Raw genomic sequence first — 21,787 nt, forward strand, 5'->3', positions numbered from 1 at the left:
CTGCTAAACCGGCCGCGCTTTGCCTTATGATGTCGGCGCGCCGCCACCACGATGCGGCGTCGCGCGCGCAAACACAGATACTCGGCCGCCCGCGCGAGCAGACCGGGGTACCGCGTCGTTCCTTGCCGGACACGCCCGCGGACCGCATGGAGAACCTTCTTGAAGCAGTCATCGCCCTCGTTGAGCCGCCGGCACTTTTCGCTTGCGGCCGCCTCCTCCGTCCTGGCCGCGTGCACGACCGCGGGCACGCAGACCGCCAGCGTCCCGCCGCCCGTCACCACCGCGCCCCCGCCGCCCGTCGCCAGGCCGGCGCACCCGGTTCGCGTGGGCCTCGCGCTCGGCGGTGGCGCGGCGCGTGGCTTCGCGCATATCGGCGTGATCAAGGCGCTCGAGGCGCGCAACGTGCAGGTCGACTTCGTGGTCGGCACGAGCGCAGGCTCGGTCGTCGCGGCGCTTTACGCCTCGGGCATGAACGGCTTCGCGCTCAACAAGCTCGCGCTGACGATGGACGAAGCCTCGATCAGCGACTGGGCAATGCCGTTTCGCACGCGCGGGCTCCTGCAGGGCGTGGCGCTCCAGAACTATCTGAACACCACGCTGCACGACCGGCCCATCGAGAAGATGGCGAAGCCGCTCGGCGTCGTCTCGACCGACCTGCGCACGGGCCAGCCCATCCTGTTCCAGCGCGGCAACACGGGCATTGCCGTGCGCGCGTCGTGCAGCATTCCGTCGATTTTCGAGCCCGTGAAAATCGCGGGACATGAATACGTGGACGGCGGCCTCGTGAGCCCGGTGCCGGCCTCGTTCGCACGCAAGATGGGCGCCGACTTCGTGATCGCCGTGGACATCTCGGCGCGCCCGGAGACGGCCTCGACGCTGAGCCAGTTCGACGTGCTGATGCAGACCTTCACGATCATGGGCCAGACGATCAAGACCTACGAACTCGACAAGTACGCCGATGTCGTGATCCGCCCGAACCTCAACGCGATGTCGTCCAGCGACTTCACGCAGCGCAACGCGGCGATTCTCGCAGGCGAGGAAGCCGCGGCGCGCATCATGCCGGAGCTCGAGCGCAAGCTCGCCGCAGCGCGCCTGACGGCTTGATCGCTTGATCTGAGCGCCCCTTCGGCGGGCGCAGGGGCACAGAAAACGCAAAAAGCCTGCTTCGCAAGAAGCAGGCTTTTTTGTTCGCTACACAACCCCGATCAGTTGCCGCCGTTGCCGTCGAACTGAGCGCTCACGCGCTTGAGGTTTTGCTGCTGGTCCGGCGTGAACGACGTTTCGACACGGCGCGCACCCGTGAAGCGCTTTTCCCAATAGCCGTCGTCGAGGTCGTCGACGCGGATCGTGCTGCCGGTGGACGGCGAATGCACGAACTTGTTGTCGCCGATGTAGATGCCGACGTGCGAGAACGTGCGGCGCATCGTGTTGAAGAACACGAGGTCGCCCGGCTTCAGGTTGCTCATGCTGACCTTCTCGCCCACGCGGCTCATTTCCTCGGCGCGGCGCGGCAGCGACATGCCGAGCGTGTCCTGGAACACGTAGCGCACGAAGCCGCTGCAGTCGAGTCCGGAGTCGGGCGTGTTGCCACCCCAGCGGTAACGCACGCCGATCATATTGAGTGCGCCGACAACGACGTCGCCGGCTTTGCCGGCCATGCCGGACAGGAACGCCTTGGCGCCGCCTTCGGTCGGGGCCGGAGCCGCCGCCGGGGTCGCCTGGTTGGCATTCTGGAGGGCGTTCTGAACTGCGGGGATTGACTGCGGATTCGCCGAATTGCTCGGCGAAAATGAGGCATTCTGGTTAAAGCTGCTTACTTCGTCGGCGAACGCGCTGGGAGCTGCGGCCATCAGTACGCCGATGAACATCCCGGCGACGACGCGCGCGCAAGCCTGGGTCAGGTATCGGTGCTGCATTGGTCGGTAGAAATTGCCCGTAAATCAGGGAGTTAGTAGAAAAGTTTGGACGATACTAGCCAGTAAGTATTTGTGTGTCAAAACAAATAGAAAAATTCAATCGCGACATTCACCTCATTGGTGAATTTCACCGAAATTCAACCTAAAGTTCCGCCAAAGCCTAGCGATCGAAGGCAGCTTTCAACAATTTCCGGGTGTAAGGATGGGCCGGTCTGTCGAAGATATTCGCGACCTCTCCTGCCTCGACGATCGCCCCGTCCTGCATCACCACCACCCGATGCGCCATCGCGCCGATCACCTCCAGGTCGTGGCTGATGAACACGTAGCCCAGGTTGTACTTGCGTTGCAATTCCGTCAACAATCTCAACACCTGTTGCTGGATCGACACGTCGAGCGCGCTGGTCGGTTCGTCGAGCACGATCACGCGCGGCTCCAGCACCAGCGTGCGCGCAATGGCGATACGCTGGCGCTGGCCGCCCGAAAACTCGTGCGGGTATCGTTGCAAGGCGGTGCGATCGAGGCCCACTTCACGCAGCACGCCGACGACGCGCTTGCGCCGCTCCTCGCTGGAGAGATCGGGCCGATGCAGCGCGAGCCCCTCCCCCACGATGCGCTCGATGGTCTGGCGTGGAGAAAGCGAACTGAACGGGTCCTGAAAGACAACCTGCAAATGCGAGCGCAACGACAGCCTGTCGCGGCCCTTGTAGCTCGCGATCGGCCGCCCCTGGAACTCGACGACACCGCCTGCCGTTCGCTGCAACCCCAACATCGCCATCGCCAGCGTCGTTTTTCCCGATCCGGACTCGCCGACGATGCCGAGCGTCTCGCCCTGGCGCACCGCAAGGTTCGCGTCGTTCACGGCGCGATAACGCCCCTTTTGCCACCAGCCGCGAAAACCCGGCAGCTTCGTTGCGAAGTCGACGATCACGTCCTTCGCCTGCAGGAGAACCGGCGCGATCGGCAGGACGGGCAGCACGTGGCGCTCGGGCCGGCTCGCGATCAGCCGTTGCGTATACGGGTGTTGCGGCGCCTCGAAGATCTGCTCGACGCTGCCCGACTCCACGAGCCTGCCCTTCTCCATCACGGCCACGCGCTGCGCGAAGCGGCGCACGAGGTTCAGGTCGTGCGTGATGAGCAGCACCGACATGCCGCGCCGCGCCGCCTCCTCGCGCTGCAGTTCGAGCAGCAGATCGACGATCTGGCCGCGGATCGTCACGTCGAGCGCCGTGGTCGGCTCGTCGGCGAGCAACAGGCGCGGACGGCACGCGAGCGCCATCGCGATCATCACGCGCTGGCGCTGGCCGCCCGAAAGCTGATGCGGATAACTCGACACGCGCCGCCGCGCCTCGGTGATGCCCGTGCGCTCGAGCAAGCCCACCGCCTGCTCGTAGGCCGCGCTCTTCGAGACGCCGTCGTGCAGCACGATGGTTTCCGCGATCTGCTCGCCGATCGTGTAGAGCGGATTGAGCGCCGTCATCGGCTCCTGGAAGATCATCGCGACGTCGTTGCCGCGCAGGCCGCGCATCGCGCGCTCGCTCTTCGCGAGCAGATCGTCGCCGTCGAGGCGAATGCTTCCGCTGATCTGCGCGTCCTGCAGGAGGCGCAGAACCGCGAGCGCGGTGACGGTCTTGCCCGAGCCCGACTCGCCGACGAGCGCCACGCGCTCGCCGCGCCCGATCGCGAGCGTGACGTCGTCAACGGCAAGCGTCTCGTCAAAGCGCACGCTCAGGTGTTCGATCGAGAGGAGCGGCGCGGCGGCGTCCTGTGGCACGGCGCTCACTGGTTGCCTCCGGCCTTCATGGCGTCGGAAATGCGCGTGTCGAGCGCGTTGCGTAGCGCGTCGCCGATGAACGTGAGCAGCAGCAGCGTCGCCACGAGCACCCCGAAGGTCGAGAGCGCGATCCACCATGCGTCGAGATTGCGCTTGCCCTGCGCGAGCAGCTCGCCGAGGCTCGGCGTCGGTGCGGGCACGCCAAGGCCCAGGAAGTCGAGGCTCGTGAGCGCGAGAATCGCGCCGCTCATGCGAAACGGCAGGAACGTGATGACCGGCGTGAGGCTGTTGGGCAGCACGTGATGCCAGATGATCTGCCAGTTCGACAGGCCCATAGCGCGCGCGGCGAGCACATAGTCCTGGTTGCGGTTGCGCAGGAATTCGGCGCGCACATAGTCGGATAGTCCGATCCAGCCAAACAGCGAAAGCAGCACGATCAACAGCACGAAGCCCGGCTCGAAGATCGCTGCAAAAATGATCAGCAGATAAAGCTCGGGGAGCGAACTCCAGATCTCGATGAGACGCTGCCCGAAGATATCGACCTTGCCGCCGAAATACCCTTGCACCGCGCCCGCCAGCACGCCGAGCAGCGTGCCGATAGCGGTCAGCACGAGCGCGAACTCCACCGACACGCGAAAGCCATAGAGCAGGCGGGCAAACAGGTCGCGGCCGCTCTCGTCGGTGCCGAGCCAGTTCTGGCGCGACGGCGGCGCCGGGTTCGGCACTTTCGCGAAGTAGTTGAGCGTGTCGTAGTAGTACGGGTTCGGCGGATAGATCGCGAAGTTGCCCGGCGCGTCGAAGCGGTGCCGAATGTATGGATCGAGGTAGTCGGCAGGCGTCGGAAAATCGCCGCCGAACGTGGTTTCCGGATAGTCCTTGAACAACGGGAAATACAGGTGCCCGTCGTAGTGCACGACGAGCGGCTTGTCGTTGCACCAGAGCGGACCCGCGAGACTCGCCGCGAACGCGACGAGAAACACGATCAGGCTCCAGTAGCCAAGACGCTGCTGCCTGAAGCGCAGCCACACGCGGCGGGCCGGTGTGGGGGACTTGAAGGCGCGCACGCTCTCGGTACGCAGTTCGGGCTCGGCGCCAGCGCGGACTCGGTTCAACTCAGCGCTCCAGTTGTTCGAATTGGATGCGGGGATCGACCCACACGTAACACAGATCGGAGATCAGTTTGGTTAGCAGTCCGATCAACGTGAAGAGGTACAGCGTGCCGAGCACGACCGGATAATCGCGCCGCACGACGGATTCGTACGAAAGCAGCCCGAGCCCGTCGAGCGAGAACAGCGTTTCGATCAGCAGGCTGCCGGTGAAGAACGCGCCGATGAACGCCGCCGGGAAGCCCACCACGAGCGGCAGCAGCGCGTTGCGAAAGACGTGCTTCCAGAGCACGGTGCGCTCCGAGAGGCCTTTCGCACGCGCGGTCAGCACGTATTGGCGGCGGATCTCTTCGAGAAAGGCGTTCTTGGTCAGCATGGTCGTGACGGCGAAACTGCCCACGACCGAGGCCGTCACGGGCAGCGTGATGTGCCAGAGATAGTCGAGAATCTTGCCGCCGAGCGAGAGCGTGTCCCAGTTGTCAGAGGTGAGATTGCGCAGCGGGAAGAGCTGCAGGAACGAGCCGCCGCCGAACAGCACGAGCAGCAGCACGCCCAGCACGAAGCCCGGAATCGCATAACCGACGAGCACGACGAGACTCGTCACGAGGTCGAACCGGGAGCCGTTGCGCACCGCCTTCGCGATGCCCAACGGCACCGATATCAGATACGTGAGAAAGAAGGTCCAGAGGCCGATGCTGATCGAAACCGGCAGCTTGGAAATAATCAGCGACCACACGCTCTGGTGATGGAAATAGCTCTGTCCGAGATCGAAGCGCGCAAAGCGCCCGAGCATCAGGAAATAGCGTTGCAGCGGCGGCTTGTCGAAGCCGTAAAGCTGCTTGAGCTGCGCGATCTGCTGCGCGTCCACGCCCGAATGCGCGCGCATGCCGAACGGCATGCCCTGCTCCGCGCCCCGCCGCAATTCGCGCACCGCCTGTTCGACGGGGCCGCCCGGCACGAACTGGATCACGCCGAAGGTCAGCGTGAGCACGCCGAGCAGCGTCGGGATCATCAGCAGCAGGCGCTTGACGATGTAGCTCCACATGATTCGTTGCTCCCGTCGTGTCCGTTGTCAATGACCGGCCGCTTGGGGCTCGGGCTGCGGCTTGAACCACCACGTCGAGATGATCCAGTCGTTCGCGCCATAGTACAGCGGCAATTTCGCCGGATACGCCAGCGTGTTCTTGAACGCCACCCGGTGCGTCGCGCTGTACCACTGCGGCACCACATAGTAGCCGTGCATCAGCACCCGGTCGAGCGCATGCGTGGCGTCGAGCAATTGCTGGAGCGTCTGCGCCTGCGTGAGCGCCTTGAGGATCGCATCGACGGCCGGCGACTTCAGGCCGAGCAGATTGCCCGAGCCCGGCTCGTCGGCGGCCTTGCTGCCGAAACGGTCGACCTGTTCCGCGCCCGGCACCTGGACGTCGGGGAACTTGATGGTCGTCATGTCGAAGTCGAAGGCATCGAGCCGCTTCTGGTAGAGCGCGAAATCGACCGAGCGATAGTTCACCTGGATGCCAAGGCGCCTGAGCGCCTGCGTGTACTGCGCCATGATCGGCGCCCACTGCGTCGAAGCGCTCGTATCGTCGAGCACCTCGAACGTGAACGGTTCGCCCTTCTCGTTGCGCAGCGCGCCGTCGCGATAGGTCCAGCCGGCCTCGGCGAGCAGCGCGCGCGCCTTGAGCAGATTCGCACGCAGCGAGCCCGGCGGGGTCGTATCGGGCTGCAAGGGCGGCGGCCCGAACACGGCGGGATCGAGCGACTTGCGCCACGGCTCGAGCAAGGCAAGCTCGCCAGGCGATGGCAGACCCTTCGCCTGCAGCTGCGTGTTCGCGAACCAGCTGTCGATGCGGCGGTACTGGCTATAGAACAGCATGCGGTTGAGCCACGGGAAGTCGAGCGCGAGATCGAGGGCGCGGCGCACGCGCACGTCCTGGAACACGGGCTTGCGCAGATTCATGACGAAGCCCTGCATGCCGGTGCCGTTGTGCTGCGGAAATTCTTTCTTGATCAGCTCGCCGCTGTCGAAGCGCTTGCCGACATCGCGCCGCACCCAGTTGCGCGCGACGTATTCGACGAGCGCGTCGTACTCGCCCGCCTTGAAGGCCTCGAGGCGCGCCACGTCGTCCGAATAGAGCTTGTAGGTAATGCGCTCGAAGTTGTTGGTGCCCACCCGCACCGGCAGTTCCTTGCCCCAATAGTTCGGGTCGCGCTTGTAGGTGATCGTGCGGCCGTTCGAGTAGCGGTCGATCACATACGGGCCGCTGCCGATCGGTTGCTCGAACGCGAGCTGATCGAAGGCGATGCGGCTGCCGTCCGGACGCAACCCCCACTTGTGCGAGAACACCGGCATGCCGCCCGCGATGAGCGGCAGCTCGCGGTTGTTGCTGCGGAACTCGAAGCGGATCGTCGCGGGATCGACCACCACCGCGCGCGTGATCTCGCTGAAATACGCCTGCATGGAGGGCGCGGCCTGGCGGCTCTTGAGCGTGTCGAGCGAGAACTTCACGTCTTCGGCTGTCACCGGATCGCCGTTCGAGAAGCGCGCCTTCGGGTTGATGTGGAACGTCACCGAAAGCGCGTCGGGCGCGATACGGATGTCGTCGGCGAGCAAACCATAGGCCGACGCCACTTCGTCGAGGCTCCCCGTCGTGAGGCTCTCGAACAGCATGCCGAGCCCTGGCGCCGCGTTGCCGCGCAGCGTGAACGGGTTGAACTTGTCGAAGCTCGTGAGTCGGTCAGGATTGGCGAGGACGAGCGTACCGCCCTTGGGCGCATCCGGATTCACGTAGTCGAAGTGCGCGAAGCCTTGCGGATATTTGGGCTCGCCGTACTGCGCGATGGCGTAGACCGCGTGCGCGCACGGCATGGCCAGCAGGCCGCATGCGAGCGCCAGCCCCATCGCCGCCAGCCTTTTGGCAAGTGCGAGCCGAGCCGCAGGAACGGTTGCCCCAAGCGCGCCAAGCGCCGTCCTGCCTCGCGTTCCTGTCGTCATAGATCGGTAATTGTCCAGGCTGCCTTGTCAGTTGTGAGAGAATTCTACCCAAACCACGCGGCGCCGCCCCCACTGGCGCTGGCGCATTGACCTGATTTAGGAGAATTCATGGGCTTCCTCGCTGGCAAACGCATCCTGTTGACCGGCCTGCTGTCGAACCGTTCGATCGCGTACGGCATCGCGCAGGCATGCAAGCGCGAAGGCGCGGAACTGGCGTTCACGTACGTCGGCGACCGCTTCAAGGACCGTATCACCGAGTTCGCGCAGGAATTCGGCAGCGACCTCGTGTTCCCCTGCGATGTGGCCGACGACGCACAAATCGAAGCGCTCTTCACGAACCTCAAGCAGCACTGGGATACGCTCGACGGCCTCGTCCACTCGATCGGCTTCGCGCCGCGCGAAGCGATCGCGGGTGACTTCCTCGACGGCATGACGCGCGAGAACTTCCGCATCGCGCACGATATTTCGGCATACAGCTTCCCGGCGCTCGCCAAGGCCGCCAAGCCGATGCTCGCGCAGAACGCTTCGCTGCTGACGCTGACCTATCTCGGCGCGGAGCGCGCGATTCCGAACTACAACACCATGGGCGTCGCGAAAGCCGCACTCGAAGCGAGCGTGCGTTATCTCGCGGTGGCGCTCGGGGCGCAAGGCGTGCGCGTGAACGGCATTTCCGCCGGTCCGATCAAGACGCTCGCGGCAAGCGGCATCAAGGGCTTTGGCAAGATTCTCGACTTCGTCGAGCAGAACGCCCCGCTGCAGCGTAACGTGACCATCGAGCAGGTCGGCAACTCCGCCGCGTTCCTGCTCTCCGATCTGGCTGCCGGCGTGACCGCCGAGATCATGCACGTCGACTCGGGCTTCAACGCCGTGGTTGGCGGCATGGCCGGCCTCGAGTAAGCCTCTCTTCGCGGCGTCGTTGCGCGCACAACGGCAAGAATGCAAAAGCCGCCCACTGGGCGGCTTTTCTTTTGGCGCGACGCCTGGTGTGCGATGCGCACCGTGTCACGCGCATCACGCCGGCAATGAGCCTCGCGGCTTAGTGCCAATGTCCCGGAGGACCACCGTGGTCGCGGTCGTAGTGGTCGCGGTCGTAGTGGCCGCGGCCCGGACCGCCGTAGCCGCCGTGGTGGCGATACCAGTCGTCGCGCCCCCAGTAGCGGCGGCCATCCCAGTAACGATCGCCGTGCCAGCCGATGACGATGGCCGGCGGCGCCGCATAAACAGGCGCCGGCTGATAGACGACCGGCGGCGGAGGCGGCGGCGCGTAGACCGGTTGCGGAGCGACATAGACCGGGGCCGGAATACCGATGTTGACACCAACGCTCACGCCAGCCATAGCAGCACTCGATGCGCCGATAGCCACGCCCCCGAGCAGCATTGCAACAACACGTGGGAACTTCATGGACTCACCTTTCGGGTTTGATGTTTTGTTGAAGCCAATATAACGCACGGCTTTCGCCCGCGTATTTCAAACTTGTAATAACTGATGCACAAACCTGGCCTGCGTTCGATGTCGTTACGTCTCGTTACACTGGGCGGCGGATGGCCAACAGCGCCGGGGAGAATAGCATCGCTTGCACCGGTGCGCAGGAGACCCCGCATAACGCGCGAAGCCCATTCCATTTATCGGCGCCTCGATGCAGAACCTTTGCTCGCGAGCGCGCCACTGCAATTTACCTGGTATTCCTGAAGGTTGTTGCAGCACCTCTTCCCTCCCCTCGAACGACGACACATTGCTTGCTCACATCGAGCAATTGGCGACCCAAAAAACAAAAACCCCGCAAGCCGAGACTTGCGGGGTTCCGCCGCCATTACTGGCGGAGACGGAGGGATTCGAACCCTCGATCCAGGTTTTGGCCCAGATGCTCCCTTAGCAGGGGAGTGCCTTCGACCTCTCGGCCACGTCTCCCGAAAACTTCGTTCGCGCCAGGGAGGCAGCGCAACGAAGCAAAGATAATAGCGGGTTAGCGCCTTCCGGTCAATTCATACGACGCTTTTTTGCAAAGTTTTTTCCGCAAGCGCACAACAAACGTCATGCGCGGCATCGCGAAGCGGAATCGAGCGGAAAAACCGCGTCACACCCTCGTCACACAACGCAAACGCGGCGCGACGGCCGCGCAAAAACAGCGCGATTTACGCGTGCTCGAGGTCGAACGCCTTGTGCAGCGCGCGCACCGCCAGTTCCATGTACTTCTCGTCGATCAGCACGGAGATCTTGATTTCCGAGGTCGAGATCATCTGGATGTTGATACCCTCTTCCGAGAGCGTGCGGAACATCTTGCTCGCCACGCCCACGTGCGAGCGCATGCCCACGCCGACCACCGAAACCTTCGACACCTTCGCGTCGCCGAGCACCTGCTCCGCGCTCACGTGGCCCTTCACCTGGTTATTCAGCACGTCGATGGCGCGCTGATAGTCGCCGCGGGGCACCGTGAACGTGAAGTCGGTCTTGCCGGCCACGCTCTGGTTCTGGATGATCATGTCGACGTCGATGTTCGCGTCCGCCACCGGGCCGAGGATCTGATATGCGATGCCCGGCTTGTCGGGCACGCCCATCACGATGATGCGGGCCTCGTCGCGCTGGAACGCGATACCCGAGATGACTGCTTTTTCCATGGTCTCGTCTTCTTCAAAAGTAATCAGGGTGCCCGAGGACATTTCCTCGTCGAGGTTCATCATCGGGTCGGTCAGGCTGGAGAGCACGCGCGTCTTCACCTGATACTTGCCCGCGAATTCCACCGAGCGGATCTGCAGCACTTTCGAGCCGAGGCTGGCCATTTCCAGCATCTCTTCGAACGTAATGCGGTCGAGACGGCGTGCGTCGTCGACCACACGCGGGTCGGTCGTGTAGACGCCGTCGACGTCCGTATAGATCAGGCATTCGTCGGCCTTAAGCGCCGCTGCGACTGCAACCGCCGACGTGTCCGAGCCGCCGCGGCCGAGCGTGGTGATGTGGCCTTCCGGGTCGATGCCCTGGAAGCCCGTGATCACGACCACCTTGCCGTCGTCGAGATCGGCCAGCACGCGCTCGCCGTCGATGTCGTTGATGCGGGCCTTGGTGAACGAGCTGTCGGTTTTGACCGGCACTTGCCAGCCGGTGTAGCTGATTGCGTCGACGCCTGCTTCCTGCAGGGCGATCGACAAAAGGCCGACGCTCACCTGCTCACCGGTCGACGCAATCATGTCGAGCTCGCGCGGGCTGGGCTGCGGCGAAATTTCTTTCGCGAGACCGAGCAGACGATTGGTTTCGCCGGACATCGCCGAGGGCACGACGACCATCTTGTGGCCGGCCTTGTGCCATTTGGCGACGCGCTTGGCGACGTTCTTGATGCGCTCGACCGAGCCCATCGAGGTGCCGCCGTATTTGTGTACGATGAGTGCCATTGTCGTTCTGAACTGGAGATGTTACCGCGCTGGCGCACTGAAGAACCGGGCCGCCCGGACGCCTTGGGGCCACGGCGGCGGCTTCAGCGCGTGCAGCACGCGCGGGGTTTTGCCTCAGGGGCGCGAAGGCCGGCGCATCGTGTCGACGCGCGCTGGTGCCTTGCACTCGCGCCCTGCCCGCATGCCGCTACGACGTCCCTGCAACCGTCGGATACCGCTCGAAGGAAAAATCGCGCCTTCACGAGACACGCCGCTTTTGACGGCGTCCGCGAACGCGAAAAAGCGGGCTGGACAAACGACTTACACTACCCGATTGACGCCCAAATTACAAGACAGAACACGCTTGCGGATGCCGAAAAAGGCTTGCGCCGCAAGGATTTGCGGGGGAACGATCACCCTTCGCGTCGGCGAATTGATCGGTGACGTCGGACGCGACTTCAGGCGATCAGCACATCCTCGCGCCATTCGATGCGACGCCAGGCCGCGCCAGATTCGCCGGGGGTCGCACCGAACGCCGACCGGTTCACGCCGATACGGGGCACGAACAGCAAAGTCTCGCCCACATAGAGCAACGGCACGTCGCGCTCCCATGCAGGCACGCCGCGCGTCTGGAACAGGTTCTTGAGCGTGCGGCTCACGTTCGCGGCTTCGTCGCGCAGGCGCTCGCCGCCGCTGCGCTCGCGCGCGACGAGCGGCGCGCTCGCGAGCACGCGCTCGGGAACGGCCTCGGCATCGTCGGGAGCGGCGGGCGCGAAGACGTAGGTCCCGCGCCATGCCGGCAGCCGCCAGACTTCCTCGCCGCGCCAGGTCAACGACACGGGTGCGCGCGCATGAGCGACGCCCTCGCCTGCGCGTTCGTCGCGCGCGCGCACGGCTTCCCACGAGACGATGCCGCGATACACACGCAAGCGGTGTCCGGCGTGATCGACGCGCAGCGCGTGACCGCTCACATCATCGCGCGCAATCTCGCGCAACTGCCGCAGCATATCCGCAAGCCGCGCCGTTGATGCCGCCGGCAGGCCAAGCGCGCGCATCCAGTAACGCAGCAGATTGAGCGCGCGCGCATCGTCGAGCGCGAGCAGCGCGGCATGTGAAAGCGCGCTGTCGCGCTCGCGTCCAGCGTCGCGCAAATCGATGCGCGCGAGATCGTCGAGCAGACGCTGCGAAGAAGCCGCATGCGCCGCCGTGCGCGCGAGCGCATCGCGATAACCGGGAAAATGGGCCGAGAGCGCCGGCATCACGTCGTGACGCAAGGCGTTGCGCGCGTAGCGCGTGTCGTCGTTGGATTCGTCGTCGATCCAGTGCAGGCCGTGCGCGCGGGCATAGCGCTCCAGTTGCGTGCGCAACAGCGCGAGCAGCGGCCGCATGCGCGCCACGCCATTCACGCTCGCACGTGCGGGCGCCATCGCCGCGAGCCCCGCGAGCCCGGCGCCGCGCAGCAACTGCAGCAGCACCGTTTCCGCCTGATCGTCCGCATGCTGCGCGAGCCAGAGCGCCTGCACGCCGTGCGCCACGCACATCGCGTCGAGCGCGCGGTAGCGCGCGTCGCGGGCAGCCGCCTCGACGCCGGCCGCGTCGTCGCGCGCCAACTCTACGCGCCTCGCGTCGAACGTCACGCCATACGCGTGCGCAGTCGCCTCGCAGTGGGCAAGCCATGCGTCGGCATTCGCGCTCAGGCCGTGATGCACATGCAGTGCGACGAGACGCTGCGCTCCGGCCGCCCGCACCGCGGCGTCCAGCAGCACGGACGAGTCGAGCCCGCCGCTATACGCGATCGCGATGCGTGCGTCGTCGGCAAGCGTGGAAAGCACAACGCCGAGCGCATCGAGAACGATGCGCCCGGCGTCGGATTCGGGATGGTCGGTCACAGCAGGACCGCAGACGTCGAGGAGCGTTGGCGTCGCGCGCCTTACGCGCCCGGCGTCGTTTCCTTGAACTTGCCGTAGGCCATCAGGCGCTCGAAACGGCGCTGCTTCAGGTCGGCGATGCTCATGCCCTGGAACTGGCGCAGCGAGTCGGCAAGCGCACGACGCAGCAGCGCGGCCATGCCCTTCGGGTCGCGATGCGCGCCGCCGAGCGGCTCGTTCACGATCTTGTCGATGAGGCCCAGCGCCTTCAGACGGTGCGCCGTCAGGCCCAGCGCTTCAGCGGCTTCCGGCGCCTTCGCGGCGCTCTTCCAGAGAATCGACGCGCAGCCTTCCGGCGAAATCACCGAGTAGGTCGAGAACTGCAGCATCATGACGGTATCGGCCACGGCCACGGCGAGCGCGCCGCCCGATCCGCCTTCGCCGATGATCGTCGTGATGACCGGCGTCTTGAGTTCGGCCATCACATAGAGATTGCGGCCGATGGCTTCCGACTGGCCGCGCTCTTCCGCGCCGATGCCCGGGTACGCACCCGGCGTGTCGACGAACGTGAAGATGGGCAGGCCAAACTTCTCGGCGAGGCGCATCAGGCGTTCGGCCTTGCGATAGCCTTCCGGGCGCGGCATGCCGAAGTTGCGCGCGGCGCGCTCCTTCGTGTCACGGCCCTTCTGGTGGCCGATCACCATGCAGGCCTGGCCATTGAAGCGCGCGAGGCCGCCGACGACGGAAAGGTCGTCCGCGAACGAGCGGTCGCCATGGAGTTCGTGAAAATCGGTAAACAACTCGTGCACGTAGTCGAGCGTGTACGGACGCTGCGGATGACGCGCGATCTGCGAAACCTGCCACGGGCTCAGGTTCGCATAGAGGTCCTTCGTGAGCTGCTGGCTCTTCTTCGACAGCCGCTCGATTTCTTCCGAAATATCGACGGCCGAATCGTCCTGAACGAAGCGCAGTTCTTCGATCTTCGCTTCCAGTTCAGCGATCGGCTGTTCGAAATCCAGAAACGTGGTCTTCATGTGTGGGAATCCTTCACTTTGCGGCAGCGCGTATTCTAACCGCGCCAGCCCGCGCCGAAATCGGCTCAGAACTATCGATTTCTTCGATCGATAGCATTTTTCTTAGTCACTGACGACTGCCTAGGGCCTCACGACGGCTCGAGGCTGCGCCACATATACCAGGTCGCGACGGTACGCCACGGCTCCCAGTTGGCCGCGACTTCGCGCGCTTCGCTGCGCGTGACCGGCTCGCCACTGAAATAGTTGACGCTGATCGCGCGGATCAGGCCCAGATCGTCGAGCGGCAGCACATTCGGGCGCGCGAGATTGAAGATCAGGAACATTTCGGCGGTCCAGCGGCCAATGCCGCGAATCGCCGTGAGCTCCGCGATCACGTCTTCGTCGTCCATCGACGTCCACTTGCCGACGTGCAACGCACCCGAAACGAAGTGCTGCGCGAGATCGAGGATGTATTCCGTCTTGCGTTTCGAGAGGCCGCACGCGGCCAGCTTTTCGTGACCGAGTTTGAGGAATTGCTGCGGCACGAGCTTTGGGCATGCGGCTTCCACACGCTGCCAAAGCGCCTGCGCCGCCGCCGTCGAAATCTGCTGGCCGACCACCGAGCGCGCGAGCGTGACGAACGGATCGTCGCGGCTCAACAAATGCACGGGGCCGAACTTCGGAATCAGCTTTTTGAGAATACGGTCGCGCTTGACGAGGTCCGCGCAGGCCTTGTCCCAATAGTCGGGACGCTGCACTTCGAACTCGAGATCGCCCAGCGCGTTCGCCGCGGGCTCCACGGCTTCGAGTGCCGCCGGACCAGTGGAGAGCGCAGCCTCGATGGCCGCGCCGTCGAGCACTTCGTGCGAGCCGGACGCGCCGTTGGTTTTCCCACGCGCCGTCTTCGCAGCCGCCTTTGTCGCTGCCTTGCCGCCCGCTCCATTGAGCGCACGCTTTGCACCTGCGGGTGCGCCCGCAGTTCCGCCCGTTAGCGACGCAGACCGCCTGGTCTGCGTCTTCGTGGCCGTTGCCATCCTGCCTCCTGCCTCGCGAATCGATCAGTGGAAACTGGACAGCCCGCTTACACGCGGCGCCACTCGGTCAACCCGCCCGGTTTGTCTTCGAGCGCGACACCGGATTCGAGCAGTTCGGCCCGAATCCGGTCCGCCTCCGCATATTGCTTCGCCTGCTTGGCCGCCGTGCGCGCCGCGATCTTTGCTTCGATCGCTGCCACGTCGAGCGCGCCTGCATCTTGTGCGCCCGCGGCCTGTTGCAGGAACACGCGCGGCTCGCGCACGAGCAGCCCGATCACACGTGCGAGGCGCTGCAGCTGACGCGCGAGCATGGCGTCGCGCGTGCGGTTCACCTCGCTCGCGAGTTCGAACAGCACGGCGATCGCCACCGGCGTGTTGAAATCGTCGTTCATTGCCGCACGAAAACGTTGCGCGTACGGCTCGTTCCAGTCAAGCTCGCCCGCGTCCGGCGCCACGTCCTTCAACGCGGTGTAAAGACGCGTGAGCGCGTTGCGCGCGTCGTCGAGATGCGCGTCGCTGTGATTCAGCGGCGAGCGGTAATGCGCGCGCGCCATGAAGAAGCGCACCACTTCGGCATCGTACTTCGCCAGCACTTCGCGGATCGTGAAGAAGTTGCCGAGCGATTTCGACATCTTCTCGTTGTCGATATTCACGAAGCCGTTATGCATCCATGTATTGACGAACGTCTTGCCGGTCGCGCCTTCGCTCTGTGCGATCTCGTTCTCGTGGTGCGGAAACTGCAGGTCCTGGCCGCCGCCATGAATGTCGAAGTGCTCGCCGAGCAACGTGCAGCCCATGGCCGAGCATTCGATATGCCAGCCCGGACGCCCGCGTCCATACTTCGAGTCCCAGCTCGTGTCGGCCGGCTCTTGCGGTTTTGCCTGTTTCCACAACACGAAGTCAAGCGGATCCTGCTTGGCATCGTTCGTCGCCACACGCTCGCCCGCGCGCAGGTCTTCGATCGACTTGCCCGAGAGCGCGCCATAGTTCGCGAACTTGCGCACCGCGTAGTTCACGTCGCCGTCCGTACCCTGGTACGCGTAGCCGTTGCGCTCGAGCTTGCCGATCATGTCGAGCATCTGCGGGATGTACTGCGTCGCGCGCGGCTCATGATCGGGACGCTCGATGCCGAGCGCGTCCGCGTCTTCGTGCAGCGCTGCGATGAAGCGGTCGGTGAGCTGCTTGATCGTCTCGCCGTTTTCTACCGCACGACGAATGATCTTGTCGTCAATATCGGTAATGTTGCGCACATAGGTCACGTTGTAGCCGATCGCGCGCAGCCAGCGTTGCACGATATCGAACACCACCATCACACGCGCATGCCCGACATGACAATAGTCGTACACCGTCATCCCGCAGACGTACATACGCACGACGCCGGGCTCGAGTGGCACGAAATTTTGCTTGTCACGCGCGAGCGTGTTGTAGATGCGCAGTGATTCCATAAAGGCGATGGATACGTGGGTCGAAAGAAATCCGCGGCGGCGCCGACCGCAGCCAGCGGGTGATGCCCGCATTGCTCAGGCTGCTGTCTGTCGGCGTCCGGACTGCAACCAGGTTGCTATCGGGGCGGAGACGACCACGAGTGGCGTTGGAAAGCCCGGCGACTCGCGCAGCGCGCCCGGAATGCGAATGAAACGGGCGAGGGACAAAGCGCGCGACGAAAACGCACAGACCTTTTGTTAGAATGGCTCGGAGTATAACACCGCGACCTCACCCTATGAAACCTTCCAGCGGCCGCGCGCCCCGTGCTGCGACCCTTGCCGCGTCGGCTCTCTCGAGCGTCGCGATCGTGCTGTGCAGTGTCAGCATCGCGCATGCCGCGCCCCCGGCGACCTCCGACGCGACGCCCGGCGCCGACGCCGCGATCAGCCAGCACGACTGGGCTGGCGCGCTCAGCCAGCTCGACGCGCGCATCAAGACGAACCCGCGCGACGTGCAGGCGAAGTTCAAGCGTGCGACCATTCTCGCGCGCCTGAACCGCGACGACGACGCGATCGAGGCGTTCACCGAACTCACGCAGCTCTACCCCGAATTGCCCGAGCCTTACAACAATCTCGCGGCGCTTTACGCGAAGCATGGCCGCTACGACGAGGCGCGCGTCGCGCTCGAAACCGCGGTCAAGGCGAACCCGTCGTACGGACTCGCGTGGGAAAATCTCGGCGACCTTTACCTGCGTCTGGCCGACGCGTCATACCGCCGCGCGCAAACGCTTGGCCATGCAAGCGCCACCACGCAGCAGCGCCAGGCCGACATCGCGAAAATCATCTCGCCGCCGCCCGCGCAAAAGAAGTCGGCCGCCGCAGCGGCAGAAGGCGCATCGGCAGCGAGCCCGTCGGCCATCGTGCCCGCGCTCAGCAACCCCGCGTACCAGTTCGGCGGCTCGACGGGGTCGCTCGCGATGCCGCCTTTCGTGGCGCCGTCGAACTAACATCTGGCGCGCAGCGTGCGCGCCGCGACACGTTTTTCCCGCACTTCCGAGGATACTCATGAAATGGTTGATGTTGGCGCTCGGCAGCGCCGCCCTGATCGCGAACGCACCCGCCTTTGCGCAAAACGGCCAGCCGGCCGCCGCGCATCCGCAAGTGCTCTTCAAGACCAGTGAAGGCGACATTCGCGTCGAGCTCTATCCGGAGAAAGCGCCGAAGACCGTCGACAATTTCCTGCAGTACGTGAAGTCTGGCCAGTACAACGGCACGATCTTTCATCGCGTGATTCGCGGTTTCATGATCCAGGGCGGCGGCTACACGCAAAGCTTCGTCGAGAAGCCCACGCGCGCGCCGATCGCGCTCGAGAGCAAGAACGGCCTGAAGAATCTCACGGGCACGATCGCGATGGCGCGCACGAGCGACCCGAATTCGGCCACCGCGCAGTTCTTCATCAACACGGTCGACAACGCCGGCCTCGACTATCCGAACCCGGACGGCAACGGCTATGCCGTGTTCGGCAAGGTCACGCAAGGCATGGACGTCGTGAAGAAGATCGAAGCGGCGCCCACCACCTCGCGAGGCCCGATGGCCGACGTGCCGCAAAAGGAAATCGTGATCGAGTCGGCGACCGTCGTCGGCAAATGAGCACGTCGGCAACACGCCAGTTAATCATCGACTAACCGGGCGGCAGCGCCGCCCTCACCCGTCGCACGTCGCGGCGCCGGCACACGCGTTGGGCAACACGCCCCGCCTCTTGCCGATGCAGCGACGTTCATTCCCCCAGCCACAGGCAAAGGAACCCATCATGGTCGAACTGCACACGAACCACGGCGTCATCAAGCTCGAACTGAACGCCGAGAAGGCCCCGAAGACGGTCGCCAACTTCCTCAACTACGTGAAGAACGGCCACTATGACGGCACGGTGTTTCACCGTGTCATCGACGGGTTCATGATCCAGGGCGGCGGCTTCGACGCCGGCATGAAGCAGAAGCCGACCGAAGCGCCGATCGAAAACGAAGCGAACAACGGCCTGAAGAACGAGCGCGGCTCGATCGCCATGGCGCGCACCAACGACCCGCACTCGGCATCGGCACAGTTCTTCATCAACGTCGCCGACAACGACTTCCTGAACCACTCGTCGCCGACGCCGCAAGGCTGGGGCTACGCCGTGTTCGGCAAGGTCGTGGAAGGCCTCGAAGTGGTCGACAAGATCAAGAAGGTCAAGACGGGCTCGAAGGGCTTCCATCAGGACGTGCCGGTCGACGACGTCGTGATCGAGAAGGCTGTCGTCGCCGAATAAGCTTCATACAACTCTCACGCACCCCCTTCATCGATGCTGCAGGAAAAGGCTTTACGACACGCTGCCGCGGGCGTGCCCGGCGAGGGCAAGCGCCCGCACGCGGCTCGTCCGTTTCTGTTCATTTCCGATGTGCATCTGAATGAAGGGATTCCGCGCACGGTCGCCGCGTTCGAGCGCTTCATCCGGGTCACGGCCGATCAGGCCGACTCGGTGTTCATACTCGGCGACCTCTTCGAATACTGGATCGGTGACGACATGCTCACCGATGTGTTCCCCGCGCGCATGGCGGCGCTGATGCATACGCTCTCCGAGCGCGGCATCGCGCTCTACATCATGCACGGCAACCGCGACTTTCTGATGGGCAAGCGCTTCATGAAAGCCGCGGGCGCGATCTGGCTGCCCGACCCCATCGCGATCACCGCGTTCGGCACGCGCCTCGCCCTCGCGCACGGCGACGCGATGTGCACCGACGATCACGGCTATCAGCTCTTTCGCAAGCTCGCGCGCAACCGGCTCGTGCAGTTGCTGTTTCTGGCGTGGCCGTTTCGCTGGCGGCGGGCGATCGCCGAGCGGGCGCGCCGCGCGAGCGAGAACAAACGCAGCGGCCCGCGTCTGCCGAAGTACGACGTCACCGTCAAAGGTGTCGCGGCGCTTTTCAAGCGCGCGCGTGCGAACACCATCGTGCACGGCCACACGCACCGGCCGGCGCGCCACCAGGAGCCCGGCGGCACGCGTTGGGTCTTGCCCGACTGGGATCTCGATCACGGCAAGCCGCGCGGCGGCTATCTGCGCGTGGATGCCGAAGGCTTCAGGGTGCTGCCGCTGGACTGAGGCGCGACGCTTTTACTTTTAGCCCCGCGCTTTTGGCGCCTCGCTATCAGCACCCGCCTCGCGCCACGCCTCAAACGCGCGCAGGCGCCTTCTCTTCTTCGCGGCTCGACGCTTCGGCTTGCGGGCCGCCGCATTCCAGCCCCTCGGATAGACGCCGCAATTCGGCGAGCGCCGCATCGGCGCCGTGCAGCGCCTCGAGTCGCGCGCCGAGCCGCTCGAGCGCGACGACGATCGCATCGACGCGCTGCGTCTGCGTAGCCGCGTGGTCGATCAGGCCGTGGATCGCGAGCGAAACCGGGTCGTCGGCATTGGGCGTAATGCCATAGGCGCAAAAGCCCTCGCGCGCCGAGGCGGGTTTCGCCTGCACCGACGCGGTCTTCGCGGGCGCGACGACACGTGCGGGGTTGCCCACCGCCGTCGCGCCTTCCGGCACCGGCTTCACGACCACGGCGTTCGAGCCGATTTTCGCCCCGGCGCCCACCGTGAAGCCGCCGAGCACCTTTGCGCCCGCACCGACGATCACGCCCGGACCCAGCGTCGGGTGGCGCTTCGCGCCCCGCGTGAGCGACGTGCCGCCGAGCGTCACGCCCTGGTAGATCGTGCAGTCGTCGCCCACTTCGGCCGTCTCGCCGATCACGACGCCCATGCCGTGATCGATGAACACGCGCCTGCCGATGGTCGCGCCCGGATGGATCTCGATGCCCGTCAGGAAACGCGCGACCTGCGAAACGTAGCGCGCGAGCCAGCGGCGCTTCGCGAGCCAGCACGCATGCGCGAAGCGATGCAGCACGAGCGCGTGCAGACCCGGATAACAGGTCAGGACCTCCCACGCGCTGCGGGCGGCGGGATCGCGCTCGCGGATCGTGGCAATGTCTTCGCGAAGTCTCTTGAACATGGCAGTCACGCTAAAAACGGGTGAAACATGGGGAATGGCGGCCGCGCGACGCCGCAGCATGCGCGCAAGCGGCGCACCGGCTATTGCAGCCGCGCGCATTTGCTTATGAATTTTTCGCCGGTTTTCAGCCGATTGTAGGCGCAAAGCCGATTCGAGGTCGGAAGCCCCCGTCGGTGGCAAGGTTGGAGCCGGCGCGCACGCAGCCGCGCCGGCGCAGAGGATCAGCGGCTCTCGCCCTTGCCGTCGCCTTTGCTCTTGAGCAGGAGGATGTGCTTGGCGATGCCGCGCACGATATTGACCTCCTCGCGCTCGAGCCCCGAGCGGGCGAACAGCCGGCGCAGCCGCGACATCAGTTTCTTCGGATTGGCGGGGTCGAGAAACTCGAGCGCGATGAGCGCGTTCTCGAGGTGCACGTACATGCGCTCGATGTCGTCGCTCGTCGCGAGCGGCGACCCGGCCGCAGGCTGGGCGGCGCCGCCCGCTCCGCCCGCCGCTGGCAGTGCGGCGGCCGGCGCGCTCTCCCCGAGGTACGCGAGGCGCAACTCGTAGGAGAGCACCTGGACCGCCTGGGCAAGATTGAGCGAGCTATAGGCAGGATTGGCCGGAATATGCGCAAGCGCGCTGCAGCGCTCGACGTCGTCGTTCGACAGGCCCGTGCGCTCGTTGCCGAACACGAGTGCGATGTCGCCGCCGTGCACCGCCTGGCGGCAGGCGTCCTGCACCGCCTGACGCGGCGCCGCAGGCGGCGGACCGTACTCGCGCGTGCGCGCCGTGAGCGCGAGCGACCATTGCACGCCCGCCAGCGCGTCGGCGAGCGTCGGCACGATGTGGGCGGCCGCGAGCACGTCGTCGGCGCCGCTCGCCATGGCCACGGCTTCCGGGTCGCAGTGGACCTGCGGCACGCGCGGCGCCACCAGCACGAGGCGCGAGAATCCCATGGTCTTCAGCGCGCGCGCGGCCGCGCCGACGTTGCCGGGGTGGCTCGGCTCGACGAGCACGAAGCGGGTGGACGTGAAGCCGCCGCGCAGCGGCTCGTGGGCGTCGCCGGAAGCCGGCGCCGTAGCGTGGGAAGTTGCGTCGGAATCAGGTGAATCGGGGTGCGCCAAGATGGTTCTCTAACCGCGAAAAGGATATTGAAATGTCTATGTTAGCGCGCCCGGCGCCGCGGCGATGCGCGCTCATGCACGTCCTGCCGCGCATGGCCGCCGTGCACCACGGTTGCCTGGGCGGGCGCGCTGACCGAACGTCCTATCCATAGAAATCCCG

19 protein-coding genes and 1 tRNA gene are annotated in these 21,787 nt (G+C 65.1%); 6 read left to right on the top strand and 14 right to left on the bottom strand.

The genetic code is table 11. The annotated features are described in order from the left end of the window. Positions 1-159: 159 nt before the first annotated feature. Positions 160-1,104: a patatin-like phospholipase family protein gene (locus AB4Y40_RS01480; RefSeq protein WP_368686164.1), complete on the top strand. Its 945-nt coding sequence runs from the start codon at positions 160-162 to the stop codon at positions 1,102-1,104. A 101-nt stretch (positions 1,105-1,205) separates the two neighbouring features. Here AB4Y40_RS01480 and AB4Y40_RS01485 read toward each other — a convergent pair whose 3' ends face one another. From AB4Y40_RS01485 to AB4Y40_RS01505, 5 genes are all read right to left on the bottom strand, one after another. After that, positions 1,206-1,916: a C40 family peptidase gene (locus tag AB4Y40_RS01485; protein ID WP_368686165.1), complete on the bottom strand. Its 711-nt coding sequence runs from the start codon at positions 1,914-1,916 to the stop codon at positions 1,206-1,208. 160 nt (positions 1,917-2,076) lie between these two features. Next, entirely contained in the window at positions 2,077-3,696 is a 1,620-nt protein-coding gene (locus tag AB4Y40_RS01490; RefSeq protein ID WP_368686166.1) for an ABC transporter ATP-binding protein, read from the bottom strand. Further along, on the bottom strand, positions 3,693-4,799 hold the full coding sequence (locus tag AB4Y40_RS01495) for an ABC transporter permease (protein ID WP_368686167.1): 1,107 nt from the start codon (positions 4,797-4,799) through the stop codon (positions 3,693-3,695). Before AB4Y40_RS01495 ends, AB4Y40_RS01490 begins: the two co-directional genes overlap by 4 nt. A gap of 1 nt (position 4,800) precedes the next feature. Continuing rightward, positions 4,801-5,838 carry a microcin C ABC transporter permease YejB gene (locus tag AB4Y40_RS01500; RefSeq protein WP_028204101.1) on the bottom strand — a complete coding sequence of 346 codons (1,038 nt, stop codon included), beginning with the start codon at positions 5,836-5,838 and terminating at the stop codon, positions 4,801-4,803. Positions 5,839-5,865: 27 nt separating this feature from the next. Further along, positions 5,866-7,695 carry an extracellular solute-binding protein gene (locus AB4Y40_RS01505; protein WP_368686168.1) on the bottom strand — a complete coding sequence of 610 codons (1,830 nt, stop codon included), beginning with the start codon at positions 7,693-7,695 and terminating at the stop codon, positions 5,866-5,868. A 201-nt stretch (positions 7,696-7,896) separates the two neighbouring features. On the opposite strand from AB4Y40_RS01505, the gene fabI reads away from it, so the two are divergent. Further along, positions 7,897-8,685 carry an enoyl-ACP reductase FabI gene (gene fabI / locus AB4Y40_RS01510; protein ID WP_368686169.1) on the top strand — a complete coding sequence of 263 codons (789 nt, stop codon included), beginning with the start codon at positions 7,897-7,899 and terminating at the stop codon, positions 8,683-8,685. Between the two features lie 139 nt (positions 8,686-8,824). On the opposite strand, the gene AB4Y40_RS01515 is transcribed toward fabI, so the two are convergent. The 7 genes from AB4Y40_RS01515 to cysS all read right to left on the bottom strand — a co-directional run bounded on the left by AB4Y40_RS01515 (position 8,825) and on the right by cysS (position 16,511). Continuing rightward, positions 8,825-9,190, bottom strand: a complete 366-nt coding sequence (locus AB4Y40_RS01515) for a hypothetical protein (protein ID WP_368686170.1) — start codon at positions 9,188-9,190, stop codon at positions 8,825-8,827. 413 nt (positions 9,191-9,603) lie between these two features. Continuing rightward, positions 9,604-9,697: transfer RNA gene (locus tag AB4Y40_RS01520), tRNA-Ser, on the bottom strand. A 224-nt stretch (positions 9,698-9,921) separates the two neighbouring features. Beyond that, complete coding sequence (locus AB4Y40_RS01525) at positions 9,922-11,172, bottom strand: aspartate kinase (protein ID WP_028204105.1); 1,251 nt, start codon at positions 11,170-11,172, stop codon at positions 9,922-9,924. A 437-nt stretch (positions 11,173-11,609) separates the two neighbouring features. Further along, positions 11,610-13,040 (bottom strand): tRNA lysidine(34) synthetase TilS, encoded by a 1,431-nt coding sequence (gene tilS / locus AB4Y40_RS01530; protein WP_368686171.1) that lies wholly within the window; start codon positions 13,038-13,040, stop codon positions 11,610-11,612. A gap of 41 nt (positions 13,041-13,081) precedes the next feature. Continuing rightward, positions 13,082-14,053 carry an acetyl-CoA carboxylase carboxyltransferase subunit alpha gene (locus AB4Y40_RS01535; RefSeq protein ID WP_342921404.1) on the bottom strand — a complete coding sequence of 324 codons (972 nt, stop codon included), beginning with the start codon at positions 14,051-14,053 and terminating at the stop codon, positions 13,082-13,084. 128 nt (positions 14,054-14,181) lie between these two features. Further along, entirely contained in the window at positions 14,182-15,066 is an 885-nt protein-coding gene (locus AB4Y40_RS01540; protein ID WP_368686172.1) for a DNA-3-methyladenine glycosylase, read from the bottom strand. A gap of 47 nt (positions 15,067-15,113) precedes the next feature. Further along, positions 15,114-16,511, bottom strand: coding sequence for a cysteine--tRNA ligase (cysS, locus tag AB4Y40_RS01545; protein WP_368686173.1), 1,398 nt, complete (start codon positions 16,509-16,511; stop codon positions 15,114-15,116). 275 nt (positions 16,512-16,786) lie between these two features. On the opposite strand from cysS, the gene AB4Y40_RS01550 reads away from it, so the two are divergent. The 4 genes from AB4Y40_RS01550 to AB4Y40_RS01565 all read left to right on the top strand — a co-directional run bounded on the left by AB4Y40_RS01550 (position 16,787) and on the right by AB4Y40_RS01565 (position 19,626). Further along, entirely contained in the window at positions 16,787-17,497 is a 711-nt protein-coding gene (locus AB4Y40_RS01550) for a tetratricopeptide repeat protein (protein WP_368686174.1), read from the top strand. Between the two features lie 58 nt (positions 17,498-17,555). Further along, on the top strand, positions 17,556-18,140 hold the full coding sequence (locus tag AB4Y40_RS01555) for a peptidylprolyl isomerase (protein ID WP_368686175.1): 585 nt from the start codon (positions 17,556-17,558) through the stop codon (positions 18,138-18,140). A gap of 160 nt (positions 18,141-18,300) precedes the next feature. Next, entirely contained in the window at positions 18,301-18,795 is a 495-nt protein-coding gene (locus AB4Y40_RS01560) for a peptidylprolyl isomerase (protein ID WP_368686176.1), read from the top strand. A 33-nt stretch (positions 18,796-18,828) separates the two neighbouring features. Further along, entirely contained in the window at positions 18,829-19,626 is a 798-nt protein-coding gene (locus AB4Y40_RS01565) for a UDP-2,3-diacylglucosamine diphosphatase (RefSeq protein WP_368686177.1), read from the top strand. 70 nt (positions 19,627-19,696) lie between these two features. Here AB4Y40_RS01565 and cysE read toward each other — a convergent pair whose 3' ends face one another. Continuing rightward, on the bottom strand, positions 19,697-20,521 hold the full coding sequence (gene cysE / locus AB4Y40_RS01570; RefSeq protein ID WP_368686178.1) for a serine O-acetyltransferase: 825 nt from the start codon (positions 20,519-20,521) through the stop codon (positions 19,697-19,699). A 221-nt stretch (positions 20,522-20,742) separates the two neighbouring features. After that, positions 20,743-21,549, bottom strand: coding sequence for an RNA methyltransferase (locus AB4Y40_RS01575; RefSeq protein WP_368686344.1), 807 nt, complete (start codon positions 21,547-21,549; stop codon positions 20,743-20,745). Positions 21,550-21,787: the final 238 nt, after the last annotated feature.

Source organism: Paraburkholderia sp. EG287B (genome assembly GCF_040965595.1).
In the GTDB taxonomy this organism is placed as follows: domain Bacteria; phylum Pseudomonadota; class Gammaproteobacteria; order Burkholderiales; family Burkholderiaceae; genus Paraburkholderia.